This is a genomic window from Methylophaga sp. F7 (genome assembly GCF_056863975.1).
Genome location: NZ_CM166511.1, coordinates 1,705,673 through 1,723,952 on the forward strand (window position 1 = coordinate 1,705,673; position 18,280 = coordinate 1,723,952).

Sequence of the window (18,280 nt, forward strand, 5' to 3'; positions counted from 1 at the left end):
ACAATCTGCCATCCAATTCAATGCAGTTATCTCACTTGTTGGGATAATTTCTTAAACTTAATAACGCACATCCCAGATGAACCATAAACAAGATATACGCTTTCAACAATTGCAACAATGGTTGCAAGACTTCGTGACCGATAAAAACTATTCGTTAACACCTGCCTCCAGTGATGCCAGTTTTCGACGTTATTTTCGATTACAGCAAATGGATGCCAGTTTTATTGTTATGGATTCGCCTCCGGAGCATGAAGATAATCATGCATTCATTCACGTGGCGACATTGCTGGAGCAATACGGGCTGAATGTACCCCATATTTACGAGCAGGATCTGCAGCAGGGGTTTCTAATACTGAGCGATCTGGGTAATACCCCTTACCTTTCACAGCTATCCATTGAAACGGCTGATGAGCTTTATAAAAAAGCCATTGACAGTCTGATAACCCTGCAGCTGATTCCCTGCGAAAACCATTCATTACCTCAATATGATGCCGCATTATTACAACGTGAAATACTGCTGTTTGATGACTGGTTTTTGCAGCGCCATTTGGGATTACATCCGCCCGAATGGTTAGCTGCAACATTTGAATTTTTAACGCAAAACGCTTTAGAACAACCTCAGGTTATTGTGCATCGAGATTTTCATTCACGAAATCTGATGTACCTGCAGGGACAAAAACCGGGAATAATTGATTTTCAGGATGCCGTGATTGGCGCCATTAGTTATGACTTAGTTTCATTGTTGCGTGATGTGTATATCCAATGGTCTTCGGCTGAACAACAGCAGTGGGTTGGATATTATATTGAACAGGCACAACAACATGGATTGTTAACAACCGAGCAAGCAGAAAAATTTCCTCGTTGGTTTGATTTAATGGGCTTACAACGCCACCTTAAAATACTTGGGATCTTCTGTCGCCTGAATTATCGCGACAATAAACCTAATTATATGAATGATTTAGCATTGACTTTAAATTATGTCTATCAAGTTTGTGAGCGCTATCCAGAGCTACAAAATCTCTATCAATATCTTATTGAACAACCTAAAATTGCGGCCATAATATGAAAGTAATGATTCTCGCAGCAGGTCGCGGTGAACGGCTCAGACCGCTTACCGATCACACTCCTAAACCTTTGCTGCATGCTGGTCCAAAACGCTTGATTGAATATCTGATTGAGAAACTGGTCGATGCAGGGCTTAATGATATTGTGATTAATCATGCTCATCTTGGTGAGCAATTTGAGCCAATATTGGGCAGTGGTGAACGCTATCATGCCCATTTTGAATATTCAGCTGAAGTCGCTGGCGGGCTGGAAACCGCTGGTGGAATAATTCAGGCATTACCAGTGCTAGGCAATGAACCTTTTCTGGTGGTAAATGGCGATATCTGGACAGATTTTCCGTTTGCTGATCTCGCCAAGATTGAGTTATCTACAGAGCAACTATGTCACCTGGTTATGGTGAATAATCCTGCGCACAACCCTGCCGGAGATTTTTATCTTGATTCAGAAGGTTTGCTATCACTTGAAGGTGAACCAAAACTGACATTCAGTGGTATTGGAATTTACCGTCCGGAAATGTTTGCAGAGCATCCGGTTGCCAAACGTGCCTTAAAGCCATTTTTTGTTGAGGTTATGAAGCAGAAAAAAGCGACTGGGCAACATTATCAGGGTCAGTGGTCTGATATTGGAACGGTCGAGCGCTTAACTGTACTGGCCAAGCAACTCGACATTTAACGGCCTTCAGGCGCAGAGAAACTCCAGTAAGGCTTTTTGCGCATGAAGTCGATTTTCAGCTTCATCCCAAACGACACTTTGCTGGCCATCAATGACATCTGCTGTGACTTCTTCACCACGATGTGCTGGCAGACAATGCATAAATAATGCATTTGTAGCGGCATGTTGCATGACCTTTTTATCCACCTGAAACGAAGCAAAGGCGGCTTCTCGTTTTCGCTGTTCCTCTTCCTGCCCCATGCTGGCCCATACATCGGTTACCACTAAATCAGCATGCTCAGCAGCCTGTACAGGGTCATTAAACAGGCGAACCTGTGCATCTACTGCATTGATAACCTCTGCTTTGGGCTCATAGCCTTCAGGGGTGGCAATATTTAAATTAAAACCAAACTGTTGAGCAGCATTAATATAGGAATGACACATATTATTGCCATCACCAATCCACGCAACCGTTTTTCCACGAATATCACCACGATGTTCCTGATAGGTTTGCATATCAGCCAGCAATTGACAGGGATGAAAATCATCAGTCAAGGCGTTGATCACCGGTACCGATGAATATTTAGCGAAGGTTTCAATCTTGCTATGCTCAAAGGTTCGGATCATGACGGCATCAACCATGCTGGAAATGACTCTGGCGGAGTCCTCAATCGGCTCGCCTCTGCCCAGTTGGGTATCATCGGGTGATAAAAAGATTGAACCACCACCAAACTGCACCATCGCTGATTCAAACGATACGCGGGTACGAGTTGAAGATTTTTCAAAAATCATTGCCAGGACTTTATTTTTCAATGGCTGGTAGATTTCGCCCGCCTTGTGCATCTTTTTCAGTTCTGTGGCACGTGCAATCAACTGCCCCAGTTCGGCTGGCGATAAATCCTTAAGCGTAAGAAAATGTCTCATATCAGGCTACGCTCTCTACAGGCCGTGACGCCAGAAAGGTTTTGATCAATTGACTTACCTTATTGACGATCAACACCGCTTCCTCAGCATTAATAATCATTGGCGGCAATAAACGAATAACTTTTTCAGATGTTACGTTGATCAAAATATTTTCCTGCAAAGCCAATTTAACCAGTTCTGCACATGGCGTGGTGAGCTCAATACCAAACATAAAGCCCAGATGACGTACTTCTTTCACGCCTTCAGTCTTGCCCAGCTGTTGTTTAAATTGCTGAAACATCTGCTCACCCAGTCTGCTGACATGACCCAATAACTGTTCTTTTTCAATCGTCTCCAAAACGGCTAGAGCAGCACTACAGGCTAACGGGTTACCACCAAATGTTGAACCATGATTACCGGCCTGTAATACGCCTTTAGCCAAACCAGCAACCAGACAGGCGCCTACAGGCATACCATTGCCCAAACCTTTTGCCAACGTCATGACATCCGGCAATAAATCCGCTTTATGTTGAAAGGCAAACCATTTTCCAGTCCGACCCACACCTGTCTGTACTTCATCGAGCATCATCAATAATTTGCGCTGCGTACAGAGATCCCGAATAGCAGACAAATATTCACTGTCGGGAACCTTGATACCGCCCTCACCCTGAACCGGTTCAACTAAGACCGCTACCGCTTCAGGCCAGTGGCTGACCGCCATGCGTACCGCATCAATGTCATTGAATGGAACCCGCACAAAGCCAGGAAGCAATGGCTCAAAACCAGCCTGAACCTTGGCATTACCGGTTGCCGTTAAGGTCGCCATTGTCCGACCATGGAAGCTGCCATCCATAACAATAATCACCGGTTTATCAATGCCTTTGCTGTGACCATATTTACGGGCAATTTTAATGGCTGCTTCATTTGCCTCAGCACCGGAATTACAGAAAAAAACCTGTTCCATACCAGACACTTGTGTCAGCTTATCTGCCAATAGCTGCTGTTTTTCGATGTGGTACATATTCGAGGTATGTATTAATGTTGACGCCTGCTCAGAAATCGCTCGCGTCACCGCAGGGTGGCAATGCCCAAGATTGCAAACCGCAATACCACTTAATGCATCAAGATATCGTTCGCCACGGGTATCAGTCAGCCAAGCACCTTCCCCTTTAGCAAAAGTAATATCCAAACGTCCATAAGTAGGCATGACAGATTCGGTCATGGCATTTATCTCCCTGCCTGTTTTTCAAGGCGACATATCAGCAGATATTTCTGCTGGATTGAAACGAAAAATGGCAGTTTCAAAAGAAAACTGCCATATTCCAAAAACCATAAATTATATAACGAATCAGTCAGCAGTCATAAGACTACTGACTAATCTTAACGTTTATGCCGCGAAATTAGCCGCAACAAAATCCCAATTTACCAGTGTCCAGAATGATTCCAGATATTTAGGACGGGCATTTCGGTAATCAATGTAGTAGGCATGTTCCCAAACATCACAGGTTAGTAATGGTGTTTGGCCTGCTGTAAGCGGGCAACCAGCATTGCTGGTATTCACAATCTCAATGCTGCCATCAGCATTTTTTACCAGCCATGTCCAACCTGAACCGAAGTTTGTGGTCGCTGACTTGGTAAATTGATCTTTAAATTCTGCAAATGAACCAAACTTGGCATCAATTGCAGCAGCCAGATCACCAGAAACAGCATCTTTGCCATTCGGTGTCAGGCAGTTCCAGTAGAAAGTGTGATTCCAAACCTGTGCAGCATTATTGAAAACACCACCACTGGATTTAGTGATAATGGTTTCCAGCGGTTGACCTTCAAATTCGGTTCCAGGAACCAGATTGTTCAGGTTATTTACATATGTTTGGTGATGTTTACCGTAATGGTATTCAAGAGTCTCTGCAGAGATGTGTGGTTCCAAAGCATCTTTTGCATAAGGAAGTGGTGGCAATTCAAAAGCCATAAAAAATCTCCTTGATTGAAAATAACCAACGTAAACACGTTAGTCTAAGTGAGGGCATGTCTTATAGCAAGTTTTGACCAAGCTGCGCGAACATGCCAAGTTCCAGTCCCATCAAAACGCCATCTTCCCTGCCCTGTTCAGCAGGATAATAACCTCGACGTACTGACATTTCATTAAAACCGGTTGATAAATAAAGCTGTTGAGCCCTGAAGTTACTGGCTCGAACTTCTAATACAATAATTGCAGCAGATTGCTCCAGTGCAATCTCAATAACATGATTCAGAATTTGTCTACCAAAGCCTTTACCCTGATGACCGGGTTTGACGCAAATATTCAGTAAATGAACTTCGTCCAGTACAGATTGTACAACGCTGTAGCCAATTATCTCATTATCTATTGCGTAGAGAAATGTTCGATAACCGCTTTTCAGACAGTCTTCAAAATTACCTTTGGACCAGGGAAAACGATTTGACTGTTTTTCAATCTGCCAGACTTTTTCTATATCTGCCAGTTGCATATGACTAATTGCTAACTCAGTCACTCGGGTATGCTCTTAAGTTCCGAAGTCTCTGGATAGTTTGCCACATCTCGAACTTAAGCAGTGGTTGCTCCAGCATTGTTCGCAGACTTGGCCCGACCAACGTTTGCAGATTATTTTCGAGTTGCTGGCAGGATAATGCTTCATGGGGCTTTACGTTCAGTTTCGCTGCCAATTCTGAACCTAATACCAATGCTACGGTTTTATCAGCCGAAAACATCTTTAGAACGTTTACATACTGCTTATCCATCACTGTCACATCGTCCAGACTAATACCAATACTAACAAAAATGGCTCGTAACAGTCGGTTTTCCATTGGTGTAAGTGCATTTTCAGAAATAACTAACCACGAATTTGTATAGTCAATATGATTAACAATTTCACTTTCCGAAGTGGTTAAATCAGGTTGAACAGCGTCATCTTGTCTTTGCACCCAGACAGGAATACCCATCTGTTCAAGTGCAAAATATTGTTCAGCAGATAAACTCATCAGACTTGCGGATGCGCCCGATCAGAGGGCAATAACATTTTATTGAGGGCATTGATGTAAGCTTTGGCTGAAGCGATAACAATATCAGTGTCAGTACCCTGACCACTGACAATACGACCACCTTTTTCCAGCCGGACGCTGACCTCTCCCTGAGAATCGGTGCCACTGGTAATGTTGCTTACAGAATACAACTGCAATTCCGTATGGCTCTGTACCATTGATTCAATCGCTTTAAAAGCGGCATCAACCGGTCCACTGCCTTTCATCTCGGTTTTAACTTCGCTATCGTCAACCGCAAGGGTGACATTGGCTACCGGAATCTCTCCAGTTTCACTGCATACTCGCATTGAAATCAAGCGAATCCGCTCGTTATCCTCCGTCAAGGTATCACTGACAAGTGCTTGAATATCTTCATCAAAAACTTCGTGTTTTTTATCTGCCAATTCCTTAAACCGCATAAATGCTGTATTTAAATCTTCTTCGGACTCCAGTTCTATTCCCAACTCTTTTAATCGTGAACGGAAGGCGTTGCGTCCGGAATGTTTGCCAAGAACCATACGATTCGTGTTCCAGCCCACATCTTCAGCTCGCATGATTTCATACGTTTCGCGATTTTTCAGTACACCATCCTGATGAATACCGGACTCATGGGCAAAGGCATTGGCACCGACTATCGCTTTGTTCGGCTGCACTACAAAACCGGTGACACCTGAAACCAGACGTGAAGCTGCCAATATTTGTGTGGTATCCAGGCGGGTATCACAATCAAACATATCCTGACGTGTTCGCACGGCCATCACCACTTCTTCTAAAGAAGCATTGCCGGCTCTTTCGCCCAACCCATTAATGGTACATTCAACTTGTCGGGCACCATTCATAACGGCTGAGAGCGAATTAGCCACCGCCAAACCCAAATCGTTGTGACAATGCACCGAGAAAATGGCTTTATCCGAATTTGGAATTCTTTCCCGCAGATTTTTGATTAATTCGCCAAATTGATGCGGCAGGTTGTAACCAACAGTATCCGGAATATTCAAGGTTTTAGCGCCGGCATCAATAACAGCTTCCAGCACCCTACAGAGAAAGTCCAGATCACTGCGCCCGGCATCTTCCGGTGAAAACTCAACATCATCAGTATAAAGTCGTGCCCGTTTCACCGCCTTTACAGCATTCTCAATCACTTCATCCGGCTGCATCCGCAATTTCATCTGCATATGGATGGGTGAGGTGGCAATAAAGGTATGAATTCGAGACGCATTGGCTGATTTAAGCGCCTCACCGGCCCGATCAATATCTTTGTCCAGGGCACGAGCCAGGCCACAAATACGACTGTCTTTAACCGCTTTAGCAACAGCTTGCACGGCCTCAAAATCACCTATACTGGCAATTGGAAAACCAGCCTCAATAATATCAACCCGCATACGTTCCAGAGATTTGGCAATCCTCACCTTTTCATCTTTGGTCATCGATGCGCCAGGACTCTGCTCCCCATCACGCAACGTGGTATCAAATATTATTAACTGGTCTTTCATTTCGCTCGCTCCGAACATTCTGCTCATCGCTGAGCACATTTTTTATTGTCATTATAATGAGGTTAAATGAGGGTTGCAGAAAGAATTGCAAGATTATTTTTCCTCATAAACATCTATTTCTCGCACTGATGTGAGAAATGGTTGGTCTCACTACTATCCGTTGGTTTATTTTGATTGTGCGCGTTCGTTACGATGCTTACGTAATTGAATCAGTGTAAAAACAGGTCCGGAAATCGCATAAAGTAAAAATGCGGTGAAAAGGACAATTGGCGGATCTGTTGCAATTAGTGCAAAAACCAACACCAAGCCCAGCATCACCATAAAGGGTACTTTTCCACGCAAATCCAGTTCTTTAAAACTGTGGTAACGCACAGTACTGACCATAAGGATTGCGGTGGCAAACGTCAGTGGCACACCTACAAATGATAACAATGAAGGATCCAGTTGATTGTTATGTCCTACCCAGACCCAGCCAGCGATACAGGCTGCGGCAGCAGGACTTGGCAATCCTTGAAAATAGCGTTTATCAGCAATTCCTACCTGAGTATTAAAGCGTGCGAGACGTAACGCACCGCAGGCAGCGTAAATAAATGCCACCATCCAACCAAACTTACCCAAACCATTCAAAGCCCATTCAAACATGACCAAAGCAGGCGCCAGACCAAAGGCAACCATATCGGCAAGGCTGTCATACTCTGCTCCAAAAGCGCTCTGGGTATTGGTTAAACGAGCAATGCGTCCATCCAACCCATCCATAATCATCGCAACAAAGATTGCGACTGCTGCAGTGGTAAAGTCGCCTCTTATAGCAGCGACAATGGCGTAGAAACCAGCGAACAGGCAAGCTGTGGTAAATAGATTCGGTAAAAGGTAAATGCCGCGTTTTTGTTGTTCTTCATGATTATCCATAAATGTCCTGTATTCAGAGAAGAAGTAGTTTCATTATGACATCCGTACCTTCATAAACAAAACAAGGGCAGATTGCCAAGCAACCTGCCCTTGTTTGAGGACAACTCAAAAAACTAATTAGTTTTTGGTTTTATCGACGATTTTTTGAATCCAAGGCATCATTTCACGCAATTTGGCACCGGTTTTTTCAATCGGGTGCTCTGCATTCAGCCTACGCATAGCCGTCATTTCGGGATAGCCAGACTGACCTTCCTGAATAAACTGTTTGGCGTATTTGCCTTCCTGAATGTTTTTCAACGCTTCACGCATCGCCCAACGGCTTTCTTCGTTAATGACTTTCGGGCCAGTAACGTATTCACCATATTCTGCATTGTTAGAAATTGAGTAATTCATGTTGGCGATACCGCCTTCATACATTAAGTCAACAATCAGTTTCAGTTCATGCAAACATTCGAAGTAAGCCATTTCAGGCTCATATCCTGCTTCCACCAATGTTTCAAAACCGGCTTTAACTAATTCTACTGCACCACCACATAATACCGCTTGCTCACCAAACAGATCCGTTTCAGTTTCATCACGGAAAGTAGTTTCAATGATACCGGTACGACCGCCACCAATAGCTGAGGCATAAGATAAAGCGATTGCTTTGGCTTTACCTGAGGCATCCTGTTCAATAGCGATCAAATCAGGAATACCACCACCACGGGTAAATTCACTGCGAACGGTATGACCTGGTGCTTTTGGAGCAACCATGATGACGTCCAGATCTTCACGTGGCAGAATCTGGTTATAAACAATCGCAAAACCATGAGCGAAAGCCAAAACAGCACCTTGTTTAAGGTTTGGTTCAATTTCATCTTTATACAAAGAAGATTGGAACTCATCCGGTGTGAGCACCATTACCAAGTCAGCTTGTTTTACAGCTGATGCGGTATCGGCAACTTTCAGACCCGCACCTTCCGCTTTAGCAATAGAAGACGAACCCGCACGCAGAGCTACAGTTACATCAACACCGGAATCTTTCAGGTTACAGGCGTGAGCATGGCCTTGTGAACCATAGCCGATAATTGTGACTTTCATGCCACGGATCAGCGACAGGTCACAATCTTTGTCGTAATAGATATTCAAACTCATTATCAATTCCTTCGTTTTTAAATCAATTCAATTGCAGACATTTTTCGCCACGGGCAATGCCCGAGACGCCACTGCGTACGGTTTCAAGTATTTTATGTTCAGATAGAGCTTCAATGAACGAGTCAAGCTTACTGCCAGCCCCCGTCAGTTCAATCGTGTAGGTCGAAGCAGTCACATCAATAATATGTCCACGGAAAATATCAGACAGACGTTTGACGTCGTCACGTTGATCCATGGTCGCAGCCTTGACCTTAATCAGCATCATTTCCCGCTCAATGTGCGGACCTTCAGACAACTCCATCAACTTCACAACATCTACAAGTTTATTAAGCTGTTTGGTTATCTGCTCAATAATTCGATCAGTACCGGTTGTGACAATCGTCATCCGTGACAGCGACGCATCTTCAGTTGGCGCAACAGTTAACGATTCAATGTTATAGCCACGTGCAGAAAATAACCCCGCAACACGCGATAAGGCCCCTGCTTCATTTTCAATCAGAATCGAGATGATATGACGCATTATGACAGCTCCCGCTCTGGATCTTGTGGTAGATCGCAATAGGGCGACATATGCATTTCATTATGCGCTTTACCCTGAGCGATCATCGGATACACGTTTTCAGTTTGATCAGTCACGATATCCAGAAACACCAGGCGATCTTTCATCGCAAAGGCTTCTTCCAGTTTGGGACGCAAATCTTCAACCCGTTCAATACGAATACCCACATGACCATAACTTTCTGCCAGTTTGACAAAATCAGGCAAGGATTCCATATAGGAATGTGAATAACGATTCTGATAGAAAAACTCTTGCCACTGACGCACCATGCCAAGATAACGATTATTCAACGCTACAATTTTTACCGGCAAACCGTACTGCAGACAGGTCGATAGCTCCTGAATACACATCTGGATGCTACCTTCACCTGTAATACAGATGACCGTTTCCTCAGGAAATGCCAATTGAACACCCATCGCTGCAGGCAAACCAAAGCCCATCGTTCCCAAACCACCTGAATTAATCCAGCGGTTGGGTTTGCTGAAACCATAGTATTGTGCCGCCCACATCTGATGCTGACCAACATCTGAGGTTACATAGGCATCACCGTTAGTGATTTCATGAACCATCTCAACAACTGCCTGCGGTTTTATCTGATCGCTATTGCGATCATAGGACATACATTTTTTAGCACGCCAGCCGTTAATGATATTCCACCAGTCAGTCAACGCTGTTTGATCAGGTTTGGTCTTGCTGGCTGAAAGCAATTGATTCATGTCATTCAGAACATCGGCAACATTACCAACAATCGGCACATCTACTGAAATTGTCTTGGAAATGGATGACGGATCGATATCAATATGAACGATCTTGGCATGCGGACAGAATTCAGCAATTTTTCCGGTTACCCGATCATCGAATCGTGCACCAATCGCAATCAGCACATCACAATCATGCATTGCCATATTGGCTTCATAGGTGCCGTGCATCCCCAGCATGCCGAGAAACTGTTGATCATCCCAGGGTATAGAACCAAGTCCCATCAAAGTGGAAGTCACCGGATAACCCAAAGTGCTGACAAACTTACGTAATGGTTCAGCAGCGTTACCTAACACGACACCACCACCGGTATAAATCATTGGTTTTTTGGCACTCAGCATCAACTCAACTGCACGCTTTATCTGACCAGGATGACCTTTAGTAACAGGCTGGTAAGAACGCATTTGAACGCTCTGCGGGTAAACGTACGGAATCTTGATATTGGGATCAGTAATATCTTTCGGTACATCAACCACAACTGGACCAGGACGGCCTGTTGTTGCTACATAAAAAGCTTTTTTAATGGTTTCTGCCAGATCGTTAATATCTTTAACTAAAAAGTTATGTTTAACGCATGGGCGGGTAATACCAACCGAATCAACTTCCTGAAATGCATCACTGCCGATATTGGCCGTCGCCACCTGACCGGTGATAACCACCATTGGAATCGAATCCATATAAGCTGTAGCAATACCGGTTACCGCATTGGTTGCGCCAGGACCGGACGTTACCAATACAACACCAGGGTTACCTGTGGCGCGCGCATAACCATCTGCAGCATGGGTTGCTGCCTGTTCATGGCGCACAAGAATGTGCTTGACCTCTTCCTGGTTATACAGTGCATCGTAAATATGCAGCACTGCACCACCCGGATAGCCAAACAAATACTCAACCCCTTCGTCTTTTAGACAATGGACCAGAATCTCGGCGCCGCTTAATTCCACGTCTTCCTCTCTCGTATCGCTAACGCGATCTGCTTCAAAATATCAAACGGGTAAAGTTACTGTGAATGCCCGTCAAGGTCAAGAAAAACCGCCTTCTGATGCAGTATCGCTAATTTGTCAGAAACAACTTTTCAACTGCAAAGCTAAACAGCTATGGCATAATCTGCTTTATGAAAAAATCAGCATTAAATTCTCTTACCATTAGCCAACCAGACGATTGGCATCTCCACTTGCGCGATAATAATGCCTTAAAGCGTACTGTTACAGATAGCGCAAGATGTTTCAAACGCGCAATTATTATGCCTAACCTGCGCCCTCCAGTGACCAATGTAGAACAAGCCACTGCTTATCGACAACGCATTCTGGATGCGCGTCCAGCCCAGTCTGACTTTGAACCTTTGATGACCTTGTATCTGACTGATAATACTACTCCGCAAGATATTGTGGCGGCGAAACAAGCCAAATTCATTAAAGCCGTCAAACTCTACCCGGCGGGTGCAACAACAAATTCAGATGCTGGGGTCACGGACATTACTCACTGTTATAAAACACTGGAAACAATGCAAAAGGCAGGTATGCCTTTATTGTTGCATGGTGAAGTGACTCATCACGAAACCGATATTTTTGATCGTGAAAAGGCGTTCATTGACGAAAAACTGATTCCACTGTTAAGAGACTTTCCAGAACTGAAAATTGTTTTTGAACATATAACGACCAAAGATGCTGCAGACTTTGTCGCTCAGGCCAGCAACTTTGTGGCAGCAACGATAACCCCACATCATTTACTGCTAAATCGTAACGATATGCTGGTGGGGGAATTCGGCCTCATCATTTCTGCCTGCCAGTGCTGAAACGTAATACCCATCAGAAAGCGCTTATTGCCGCTGCAACCAGCAGTAATCCGAAATTCTTTTTGGGAACCGACAGTGCACCACATACTCGAGACAGTAAAGAAAATGCTTGTGGTTGCGCGGGCATCTACAGCGCCCATGCGGCAATAGAGCTGTATGCCGAAGTGTTCGACAGCTATGAATGTCTGGATAAACTCGAAGGGTTTGCCAGCTTTTACGGTGCGGATTTTTATGGCCTGCCGAGAAACGAACAGAAAATCACCTTGCAAAAAACGGACTGGCAGGTTCCCGACACGCTGGAGTTCGCAGATGAAACACTGGTGCCTATGCGTGCCGGTGAGACCATCCACTGGAAACTTTTATAAAAATCCCGGCTCAATTAATCGAGCCGGGATCTTCCAGTCAAACTGCTGAAAAGGCCTGTTCCAGATCATCAATAATGTCACTGATATGCTCAATGCCAATACATAAGCGAAGCATTTCCGGTGTGACCCCCGCGGCTTTAAGTTCGGCTTCTTCCAGCTGACGATGAGTGGTCGAAGCGGGATGACAGGCCAGTGACTTGGTATCACCGATATTCACCAGTCGTTTGACCAGCTTCAGTGCATCATAGAATTTCACGCCATTATCAAAGCCACCTTTAATACCGAATGTGAGAATTGATGAAGGTTTACCATTGAAATATTTCTGTGCCAGATCGAAATATCTATCTCCTTGCAGTCCGGCATAGTTCACCCACTCTACTTTAGGATGCTGTTGCAGATATTTAGCGACTGCAATGGCATTGTCACAGTGTCGTTCCATACGTAATGGTAACGTTTCAATACCTTGTAATAATAGAAACGCATTCATTGGTGACAATGCCGAACCGGTATTCCGTAAAGGTACGGTCCGCGCTCTGGCAATAAAAGCGGCTTCAGCAAATTGCTCGGTGTATACCACACCATGATAGGCCGGTTCTGGTTGATTCAATACCGGAAATCTTTCTTTGTGTTTAGCCCAGGGAAACTTGCCAGAATCTACAATAATACCGCCTAAGGTTGTGCCATGACCGCCCATGTATTTGGTCAGGGAATGCACAACAATATCAGCACCATATTCAATTGGATTAAGTAAAGCCGGTGTTGCCACAGTGTTATCAATGATCACTGGAACACCATGTTTATGTGCCATTATTGCAATGGGTTCAATATCCACAATATTACCGGCCGGATTACCGATTGATTCACAGAAAACCGCTTTGGTTTTGCCATCAATCAGTTTTTCCAAATCAGCGGCCTGATCGCTTGAGGCAAAGCGTACCTCAATCCCCATTTTAGGAAGCATATGGGCGAATAAGGTATAGGTTCCACCATAAAGCTGCGGTGTTGTCACAATATTATCGCCGGCCTCAGCAATAGTAATAATGGCATAATGAATCGCAGCACTACCGGCTGACGTGGCCAAAGCAGCAATGCCACCCTCCAGAGCAGCTACCCGCTTTTCCAACACATCCCAGGTGGGATTCATAATGCGGCTGTAGATATTGCCTGGCACATCCAGATTGAATAAATCGGCTCCATGCTGGGCATTATCAAATTCATAAGCGACTGTTTGATAAATTGGCACCGCACAGGATTTTGTAACGGGATCAGTTTCATAACCTTCATGCAGACAAATCGTTTCTTTTTTCATAGTTTTCTCTCGCTGTTATTATTTTAGGGTTTGCTGATCTTTCAGAGCATTATGCGAGTTTACGACGATAAGAATGAAATGCAATATTGCTTGAATTTTATCGCCGTAACCCCATATCAGGTAGGCAACATTGAATAATTCCTCAAAACCACAGATTTCAGGAGACATAACCATGAAAATATTAGTGGTACTAACTTCGCACGATAAGCTTGGCAATACCGGTGAAAAAACCGGTTTTTGGTTAGAAGAACTTGCAGCACCGTATTACGCAATGAAAGATGCTGGGGTAGAAATAACTCTGGCCTCACCCAAAGGTGGGCAACCACCACTTGACCCAAAAAGCAATCAGCCTGACTTTCAAACGGATGCTACCCGCCGTTTTGAAAATGATGCTGAAGCTAAAAACCGATTGGCAAACACAGTTAAATTAGCCGACGTACACGCCGCTGATTATGATGCAGTGTTTTACCCAGGCGGACATGGTCCGTTATGGGATTTAGCCGAAGATAAAAAATCAATTGCACTGATTGAAAGTTTCGTGCTCGCCAATAAACCAGTAGCTGCAGTTTGTCATGCACCTGCTGTTTTGTTACATGTCAAAACCATTGGCGATGAGCCCTGGATTAAAGGTAAACAGCTCACTGCATTTTCAAATAGTGAAGAAGATGCGGTAGGCTTATCTGATGTTGTACCATTTTTACTTGAAGATGCCCTGAAACAACGTGGCGCAAATTTCGAGAAAGGTGACGACTGGAGTTCATTCGTGATTACGGATGGCATACTGATTACAGGACAAAACCCGGCTTCTTCAGAAGCCACGGCCAAGGCCCTGTTAAAACAGCTGGCATAAGTCAGCAATTTACAAATCAATTACGGAACTATTATGGCTAGAGCAACCGCACGACACATCCTGGTGGACAGTGAAGAAATCTGTCTGGAATTGAAACGTGAAATCGAAGAAGGCGCAGACTTTGCTGCCGTCGCCAAAGAAAATTCTTCCTGCCCATCCAGCCGCCAAGGCGGTGATCTGGGTGAATTTGGCCCAGGCATGATGGTGCCGGAATTCGATAAAGTTGTTTTTTCCGCCCCGGTTAACACCGTTCAGGGTCCGGTTAAAACACAATTTGGCTATCATTTGCTGGAAGTTACCAGCCGTACTGAATAAGTTTGTTGATACACCCTGAAAGCCCGGTCTCGCCGGGCTTTTTTTATTCGGTTATTACCTGGTAATCCGGTAAATGAGACAGTAATTGTTTGCCATAATTTTTGGTTAACAACCGACGATCCAGGATGGTTATTTGGCCGGAATCAGTTTCTTTTCGTAACAGACGACCGCAGGCCTGAATCAACTTCACGCTGACAGCCGGTAATGACAAACTGATAAATGGCTGACCGCCGCGTTTTATGATCCACTCCTGACGTGCCTGTTCAATCGGGCGGGTAAATACTGGAAATGGCAGTTTGGTAATGATTACATGGGTACATAAATTGCCGGGTAAATCGACGCCTTCGGCAAACCGATCCATCCCAAAAATAATACTGCCCCGCCCCGCTTCAATCCGCTGAATATGTTTGACGATCATATTTTTGGGCGACAGCTGATCACCTTGTAAAAGAATCAAATTTTTCAATGACAATGGCAATTGCTTATATACCTGCAACATCACCTGGCGTGAGGTAAATAGCACCAGTGTCGCCGCTTGAATATCAATAATTGATTTGAGTTGGCTGACCACTTCCTGCTGCCATTGCGGCAGATTTTCATTGGGTAAATACTGCATCATCGGCAGTTTTAGCACAGCCTGCTGCTGATATCGAAACGGTGAAGGCAGCGCCAGAAAGTGTTTTTCATCGTAACGCTGTAAGCCACAATCCGCCCGGAAACGCTGGAATAATCCCATGCCTCGTAACGTGGCTGATGTCATTACCACCCCATAAGCCCGCTGCCATAAACTGCGATCCAGAAAACCTGCCGCTGTCATCGGCCCGGCATGAATCACCAGCGTATGCTGTTTGGCAAACTGTTCCTGTGCCAGCCAGCGCACATTAGGTGGGCGCTCGGCTTTATCCTCATCGAGAAACAGCGCCATAAAATCAATCAGATAACCAAAAATATTCTGTACCGTTCCCACTTGCGGTAATAATGCTTCACCAACCTTATTACTTAATTGGGTTTTCTCCAGCCCTTCTTTAATCCATTTGCCAATCAGCGAGAAATGCTTATAGATGGAATTAGCTCGTTGTAACAGGTTCTGGCAGGGAATAAACAAGGCATTAAGTAACGGACTGCCCCAGAAAATCCGTGGCTCACTGATACGGCCTTCCAGCATTTCATTTACTGTGGCATCACTGCCCAGAATATCCAGCAATTGATGCAACAGATTGATGATGGCTGGTAAATCCTGACGAATTTCCTTAAACATATAACCAAAGTCATGCTGCCGGAAAGCCAAAGCAGTGGGCAGCTTTTTCATCAGACTGTCAGCGGTTTCAACCGTTTGATAAAGCTGGGCAAAGTTCAATGCTTTGGCGGCATGTCCCAGCGCTTTTTGTGGCAGATTATGTGCTTCATCAAACACCAGAATCAGCTCTTCAGGATTGGGCAATACCAGCCCACCGCCCAAGTCAGCATCACTGAGTAATAAATCGTGATTCACCACCACCACCTGTGCCAGCTGCATTTCCTTACGCAGCAGATAATATGGACAGCTGATGAAATAGCGGCAGCTCTTACCGGCACAGCCTTCTGAATCAGTGGATACTTCATGCCAGAGAGCCGGATCAATAGCATCGGTCCGGCTATCACGATCACCATCCCAGCGATGTTCATCCCAATCCTGAAACAGATTATTTGCTTGAGTTTGTCTTAATACTTGCTGATATTTCTGATCCACATCCAGCGTTAAATCCTGCTGTTCTGGTGTGGTTGCCAGTTGTGCCAGTTTGCTGGGGCAGACATAACGGCGGCGACCTTTGATCTGCATAAAACGTATCGGTTGCGGCAAAGCGGCTGAAAACTGTGGCAGATCTTTCTGAATCAACTGCTGTTGCAGATTAACTGTTGCAGTGCTGATAACCAGTAATTTTTTACTGTTCAAAGCTGTTTCAATGGCACCACTGAGATATGCCAGCGTTTTCCCCACACCGGTTGGCGCTTCCACTACCGCCATTCTATTTTGCGACTGTTGTAGACGCTGATGGATAAAGCGACTCATTTCAACTTGTTGCGGTCTGGCTTTAAAATCCGGCATCAACTTATTGATGCTGGTGAAGATTTCATCAAACACTTAACGTATTTCCACTTTGTTTTTCAGTGCCTTATCCATCATAAAATCATCAATATTCTGCAACGTTGTCTGAGCGATATGCTGCAATGCTTCACGGGTAAAATAGGCCTGGTGTCCGGTGACCAGCACATTTGGCAAGGTCAATAAACGCTGGAATATATCGTCCTGAATAATATCGGTGGAATGGTCTTCAAAAAACAGACTGCCTTCCTGTTCGTAGACATCTATTCCCAGATAGCCAATATGCAGCGCTTTCAAGGCATCCAGTACGGCAACCGTATCTAATAAGGCTCCGCGACTGGTATTAATCAGCATTACTCCCGGCTTGGTCAGCCTGAGACTGGCAGCATTAATAATATGATGTGTTGCATCATTTAATGGACAATGCAGGCTGATAATATCGCTTTGACCAAGCAAGCTGTCGAGTGTCACTACGTCAAAACCTGCTTGTTCGGCTGTTGCAGCGTTATGCGGTTCATAAATCAAAACCTGGCAGCCAAATACCCGTAATCGCTCGGCAACCAATAAACCAATCTTACCACCACCGATAATGCCCGCGGTTTTACCGAAAAAATCAAAACCCAGCAGCCCATCCAGAGAAAAATTACCATCGCGAACGCGATTATAAGCCCGAGGGATCTTCCGACTTAAGGCCAACATCAACGCAATAGTATGTTCCGCGACAGCATAGGGAGAATAAGCTGGCACATTGACGACGGTGATACCAAGCTTGTTAGCAGCCGTTAAATCTACCTGGTTAACTCCGGCACAGCGTAAGGCGATTAAACGGGTACCATTTTCTGCCAGCGTTTTAAGCGTTTCAGCCGATATATCGTCATTAACAAACGCACTGACCACTTCAGCATCTTTGGCCAATGCTGCTGTCATAGGATTTAACGCCATTTCATAAAAACATAATGATACTTGCTCATCGGCCATTTTCGTGAGATAGGCCTGATCATAAGGTTTTGCGCTGAATACCGCGACATGAGTTGGTTTCATTTGGAGCCTTTAT

The 18,280-nt window shown here is 44.7% G+C and carries 17 protein-coding genes and 1 pseudogene; 5 read left to right on the top strand and 13 right to left on the bottom strand.

Going from position 1 to position 18,280, the window contains the following annotated elements:
- Positions 1-76: 76 nt before the first annotated feature.
- Positions 77-1,066, top strand: a complete 990-nt coding sequence (locus tag AC08OG_RS08685) for an aminoglycoside phosphotransferase family protein (RefSeq protein ID WP_292357218.1) — start codon at positions 77-79, stop codon at positions 1,064-1,066.
- On the top strand, positions 1,063-1,737 hold the full coding sequence (gene murU, locus AC08OG_RS08690) for an N-acetylmuramate alpha-1-phosphate uridylyltransferase MurU (protein ID WP_482929313.1): 675 nt from the start codon (positions 1,063-1,065) through the stop codon (positions 1,735-1,737). The genes AC08OG_RS08685 and murU overlap by 4 nt, the downstream gene beginning before the upstream one ends.
- 6 nt (positions 1,738-1,743) lie before the next feature.
- Here the strand turns inward: murU and argF are convergent, their stop codons facing one another.
- From argF to AC08OG_RS08740, 10 genes are all read right to left on the bottom strand, one after another.
- Positions 1,744-2,640: an ornithine carbamoyltransferase gene (gene argF / locus AC08OG_RS08695; RefSeq protein ID WP_292357222.1), complete on the bottom strand. Its 897-nt coding sequence runs from the start codon at positions 2,638-2,640 to the stop codon at positions 1,744-1,746.
- A 1-nt stretch (position 2,641) separates the two neighbouring features.
- Positions 2,642-3,841, bottom strand: a complete 1,200-nt coding sequence (locus tag AC08OG_RS08700; protein WP_482929314.1) for an acetylornithine/succinylornithine family transaminase — start codon at positions 3,839-3,841, stop codon at positions 2,642-2,644.
- 165 nt (positions 3,842-4,006) lie between these two features.
- Positions 4,007-4,588 carry a superoxide dismutase [Fe] gene (sodB, locus tag AC08OG_RS08705; RefSeq protein ID WP_014707224.1) on the bottom strand — a complete coding sequence of 194 codons (582 nt, stop codon included), beginning with the start codon at positions 4,586-4,588 and terminating at the stop codon, positions 4,007-4,009.
- A gap of 61 nt (positions 4,589-4,649) precedes the next feature.
- Positions 4,650-5,129 carry a ribosomal protein S18-alanine N-acetyltransferase gene (gene rimI / locus AC08OG_RS08710; protein WP_292357226.1) on the bottom strand — a complete coding sequence of 160 codons (480 nt, stop codon included), beginning with the start codon at positions 5,127-5,129 and terminating at the stop codon, positions 4,650-4,652.
- Positions 5,122-5,616, bottom strand: coding sequence for a DNA polymerase III subunit psi (locus tag AC08OG_RS08715; protein WP_482929315.1), 495 nt, complete (start codon positions 5,614-5,616; stop codon positions 5,122-5,124). Before AC08OG_RS08715 ends, rimI begins: the two co-directional genes overlap by 8 nt.
- Positions 5,616-7,148 carry a 2-isopropylmalate synthase gene (locus tag AC08OG_RS08720; protein ID WP_292357230.1) on the bottom strand — a complete coding sequence of 511 codons (1,533 nt, stop codon included), beginning with the start codon at positions 7,146-7,148 and terminating at the stop codon, positions 5,616-5,618. The genes AC08OG_RS08715 and AC08OG_RS08720 overlap by 1 nt, the downstream gene beginning before the upstream one ends.
- Before the next feature lie 165 nt (positions 7,149-7,313).
- Positions 7,314-8,057 carry a CDP-diacylglycerol--serine O-phosphatidyltransferase gene (gene pssA / locus AC08OG_RS08725; RefSeq protein WP_292357232.1) on the bottom strand — a complete coding sequence of 248 codons (744 nt, stop codon included), beginning with the start codon at positions 8,055-8,057 and terminating at the stop codon, positions 7,314-7,316.
- 117 nt (positions 8,058-8,174) lie between these two features.
- On the bottom strand, positions 8,175-9,185 hold the full coding sequence (gene ilvC / locus AC08OG_RS08730) for a ketol-acid reductoisomerase (RefSeq protein ID WP_292399453.1): 1,011 nt from the start codon (positions 9,183-9,185) through the stop codon (positions 8,175-8,177).
- Positions 9,186-9,213: 28 nt separating this feature from the next.
- Entirely contained in the window at positions 9,214-9,711 is a 498-nt protein-coding gene (gene ilvN, locus AC08OG_RS08735; protein ID WP_292357234.1) for an acetolactate synthase small subunit, read from the bottom strand.
- Positions 9,711-11,453: an acetolactate synthase 3 large subunit gene (locus tag AC08OG_RS08740; protein ID WP_292399053.1), complete on the bottom strand. Its 1,743-nt coding sequence runs from the start codon at positions 11,451-11,453 to the stop codon at positions 9,711-9,713. The genes ilvN and AC08OG_RS08740 overlap by 1 nt, the downstream gene beginning before the upstream one ends.
- Before the next feature lie 170 nt (positions 11,454-11,623).
- Here AC08OG_RS08740 and pyrC point away from each other — a divergent pair.
- Positions 11,624-12,669: pseudogene (pyrC, locus tag AC08OG_RS08745) on the top strand (dihydroorotase).
- Between the two features lie 37 nt (positions 12,670-12,706).
- Here the strand turns inward: pyrC and AC08OG_RS08750 are convergent.
- The gene (locus AC08OG_RS08750; protein ID WP_439503392.1) at positions 12,707-13,978 is read right to left on the bottom strand and encodes an O-acetylhomoserine aminocarboxypropyltransferase/cysteine synthase family protein; all 1,272 of its coding nucleotides are present in this window, start codon (positions 13,976-13,978) and stop codon (positions 12,707-12,709) included.
- A gap of 172 nt (positions 13,979-14,150) precedes the next feature.
- Here AC08OG_RS08750 and AC08OG_RS08755 point away from each other — a divergent pair, with 172 nt between their 5' ends.
- Together AC08OG_RS08755 and AC08OG_RS08760 are read left to right on the top strand one after the other, a co-directional pair.
- On the top strand, positions 14,151-14,828 hold the full coding sequence (locus tag AC08OG_RS08755) for a type 1 glutamine amidotransferase domain-containing protein (protein WP_292357241.1): 678 nt from the start codon (positions 14,151-14,153) through the stop codon (positions 14,826-14,828).
- Positions 14,829-14,861: 33 nt separating this feature from the next.
- The gene (locus AC08OG_RS08760; protein WP_069295382.1) at positions 14,862-15,143 is read left to right on the top strand and encodes a peptidylprolyl isomerase; all 282 of its coding nucleotides are present in this window, start codon (positions 14,862-14,864) and stop codon (positions 15,141-15,143) included.
- A gap of 43 nt (positions 15,144-15,186) precedes the next feature.
- Here AC08OG_RS08760 and dinG read toward each other — a convergent pair whose 3' ends face one another.
- Both dinG and AC08OG_RS08770 read right to left on the bottom strand, forming a co-directional pair.
- Complete coding sequence (gene dinG / locus AC08OG_RS08765; protein ID WP_482929316.1) at positions 15,187-17,265, bottom strand: ATP-dependent DNA helicase DinG; 2,079 nt, start codon at positions 17,263-17,265, stop codon at positions 15,187-15,189.
- Positions 17,266-18,267, bottom strand: a complete 1,002-nt coding sequence (locus tag AC08OG_RS08770; RefSeq protein WP_482929317.1) for a 2-hydroxyacid dehydrogenase — start codon at positions 18,265-18,267, stop codon at positions 17,266-17,268.
- Positions 18,268-18,280: the final 13 nt, after the last annotated feature.

Coding starts and splice junctions, on each gene's coding strand:
- AC08OG_RS08685 (WP_292357218.1), top strand. CDS start 77: ATGAACCATAAACAAGATATACGCTTTCAACAATTGCAACAATGGTTG.
- murU (WP_482929313.1), top strand. CDS start 1,063: ATGAAAGTAATGATTCTCGCAGCAGGTCGCGGTGAACGGCTCAGACCG.
- argF (WP_292357222.1), bottom strand. CDS start 2,640: ATGAGACATTTTCTTACGCTTAAGGATTTATCGCCAGCCGAACTGGGG.
- AC08OG_RS08700 (WP_482929314.1), bottom strand. CDS start 3,841: ATGACCGAATCTGTCATGCCTACTTATGGACGTTTGGATATTACTTTT.
- sodB (WP_014707224.1), bottom strand. CDS start 4,588: ATGGCTTTTGAATTGCCACCACTTCCTTATGCAAAAGATGCTTTGGAA.
- AC08OG_RS08715 (WP_482929315.1), bottom strand. CDS start 5,616: ATGAGTTTATCTGCTGAACAATATTTTGCACTTGAACAGATGGGTATT.
- AC08OG_RS08720 (WP_292357230.1), bottom strand. CDS start 7,148: ATGAAAGACCAGTTAATAATATTTGATACCACGTTGCGTGATGGGGAG.
- pssA (WP_292357232.1), bottom strand. CDS start 8,057: ATGGATAATCATGAAGAACAACAAAAACGCGGCATTTACCTTTTACCG.
- ilvN (WP_292357234.1), bottom strand. CDS start 9,711: ATGCGTCATATCATCTCGATTCTGATTGAAAATGAAGCAGGGGCCTTA.
- AC08OG_RS08750 (WP_439503392.1), bottom strand. CDS start 13,978: ATGAAAAAAGAAACGATTTGTCTGCATGAAGGTTATGAAACTGATCCC.
- AC08OG_RS08755 (WP_292357241.1), top strand. CDS start 14,151: ATGAAAATATTAGTGGTACTAACTTCGCACGATAAGCTTGGCAATACC.
- AC08OG_RS08760 (WP_069295382.1), top strand. CDS start 14,862: ATGGCTAGAGCAACCGCACGACACATCCTGGTGGACAGTGAAGAAATC.
- AC08OG_RS08770 (WP_482929317.1), bottom strand. CDS start 18,267: ATGAAACCAACTCATGTCGCGGTATTCAGCGCAAAACCTTATGATCAG.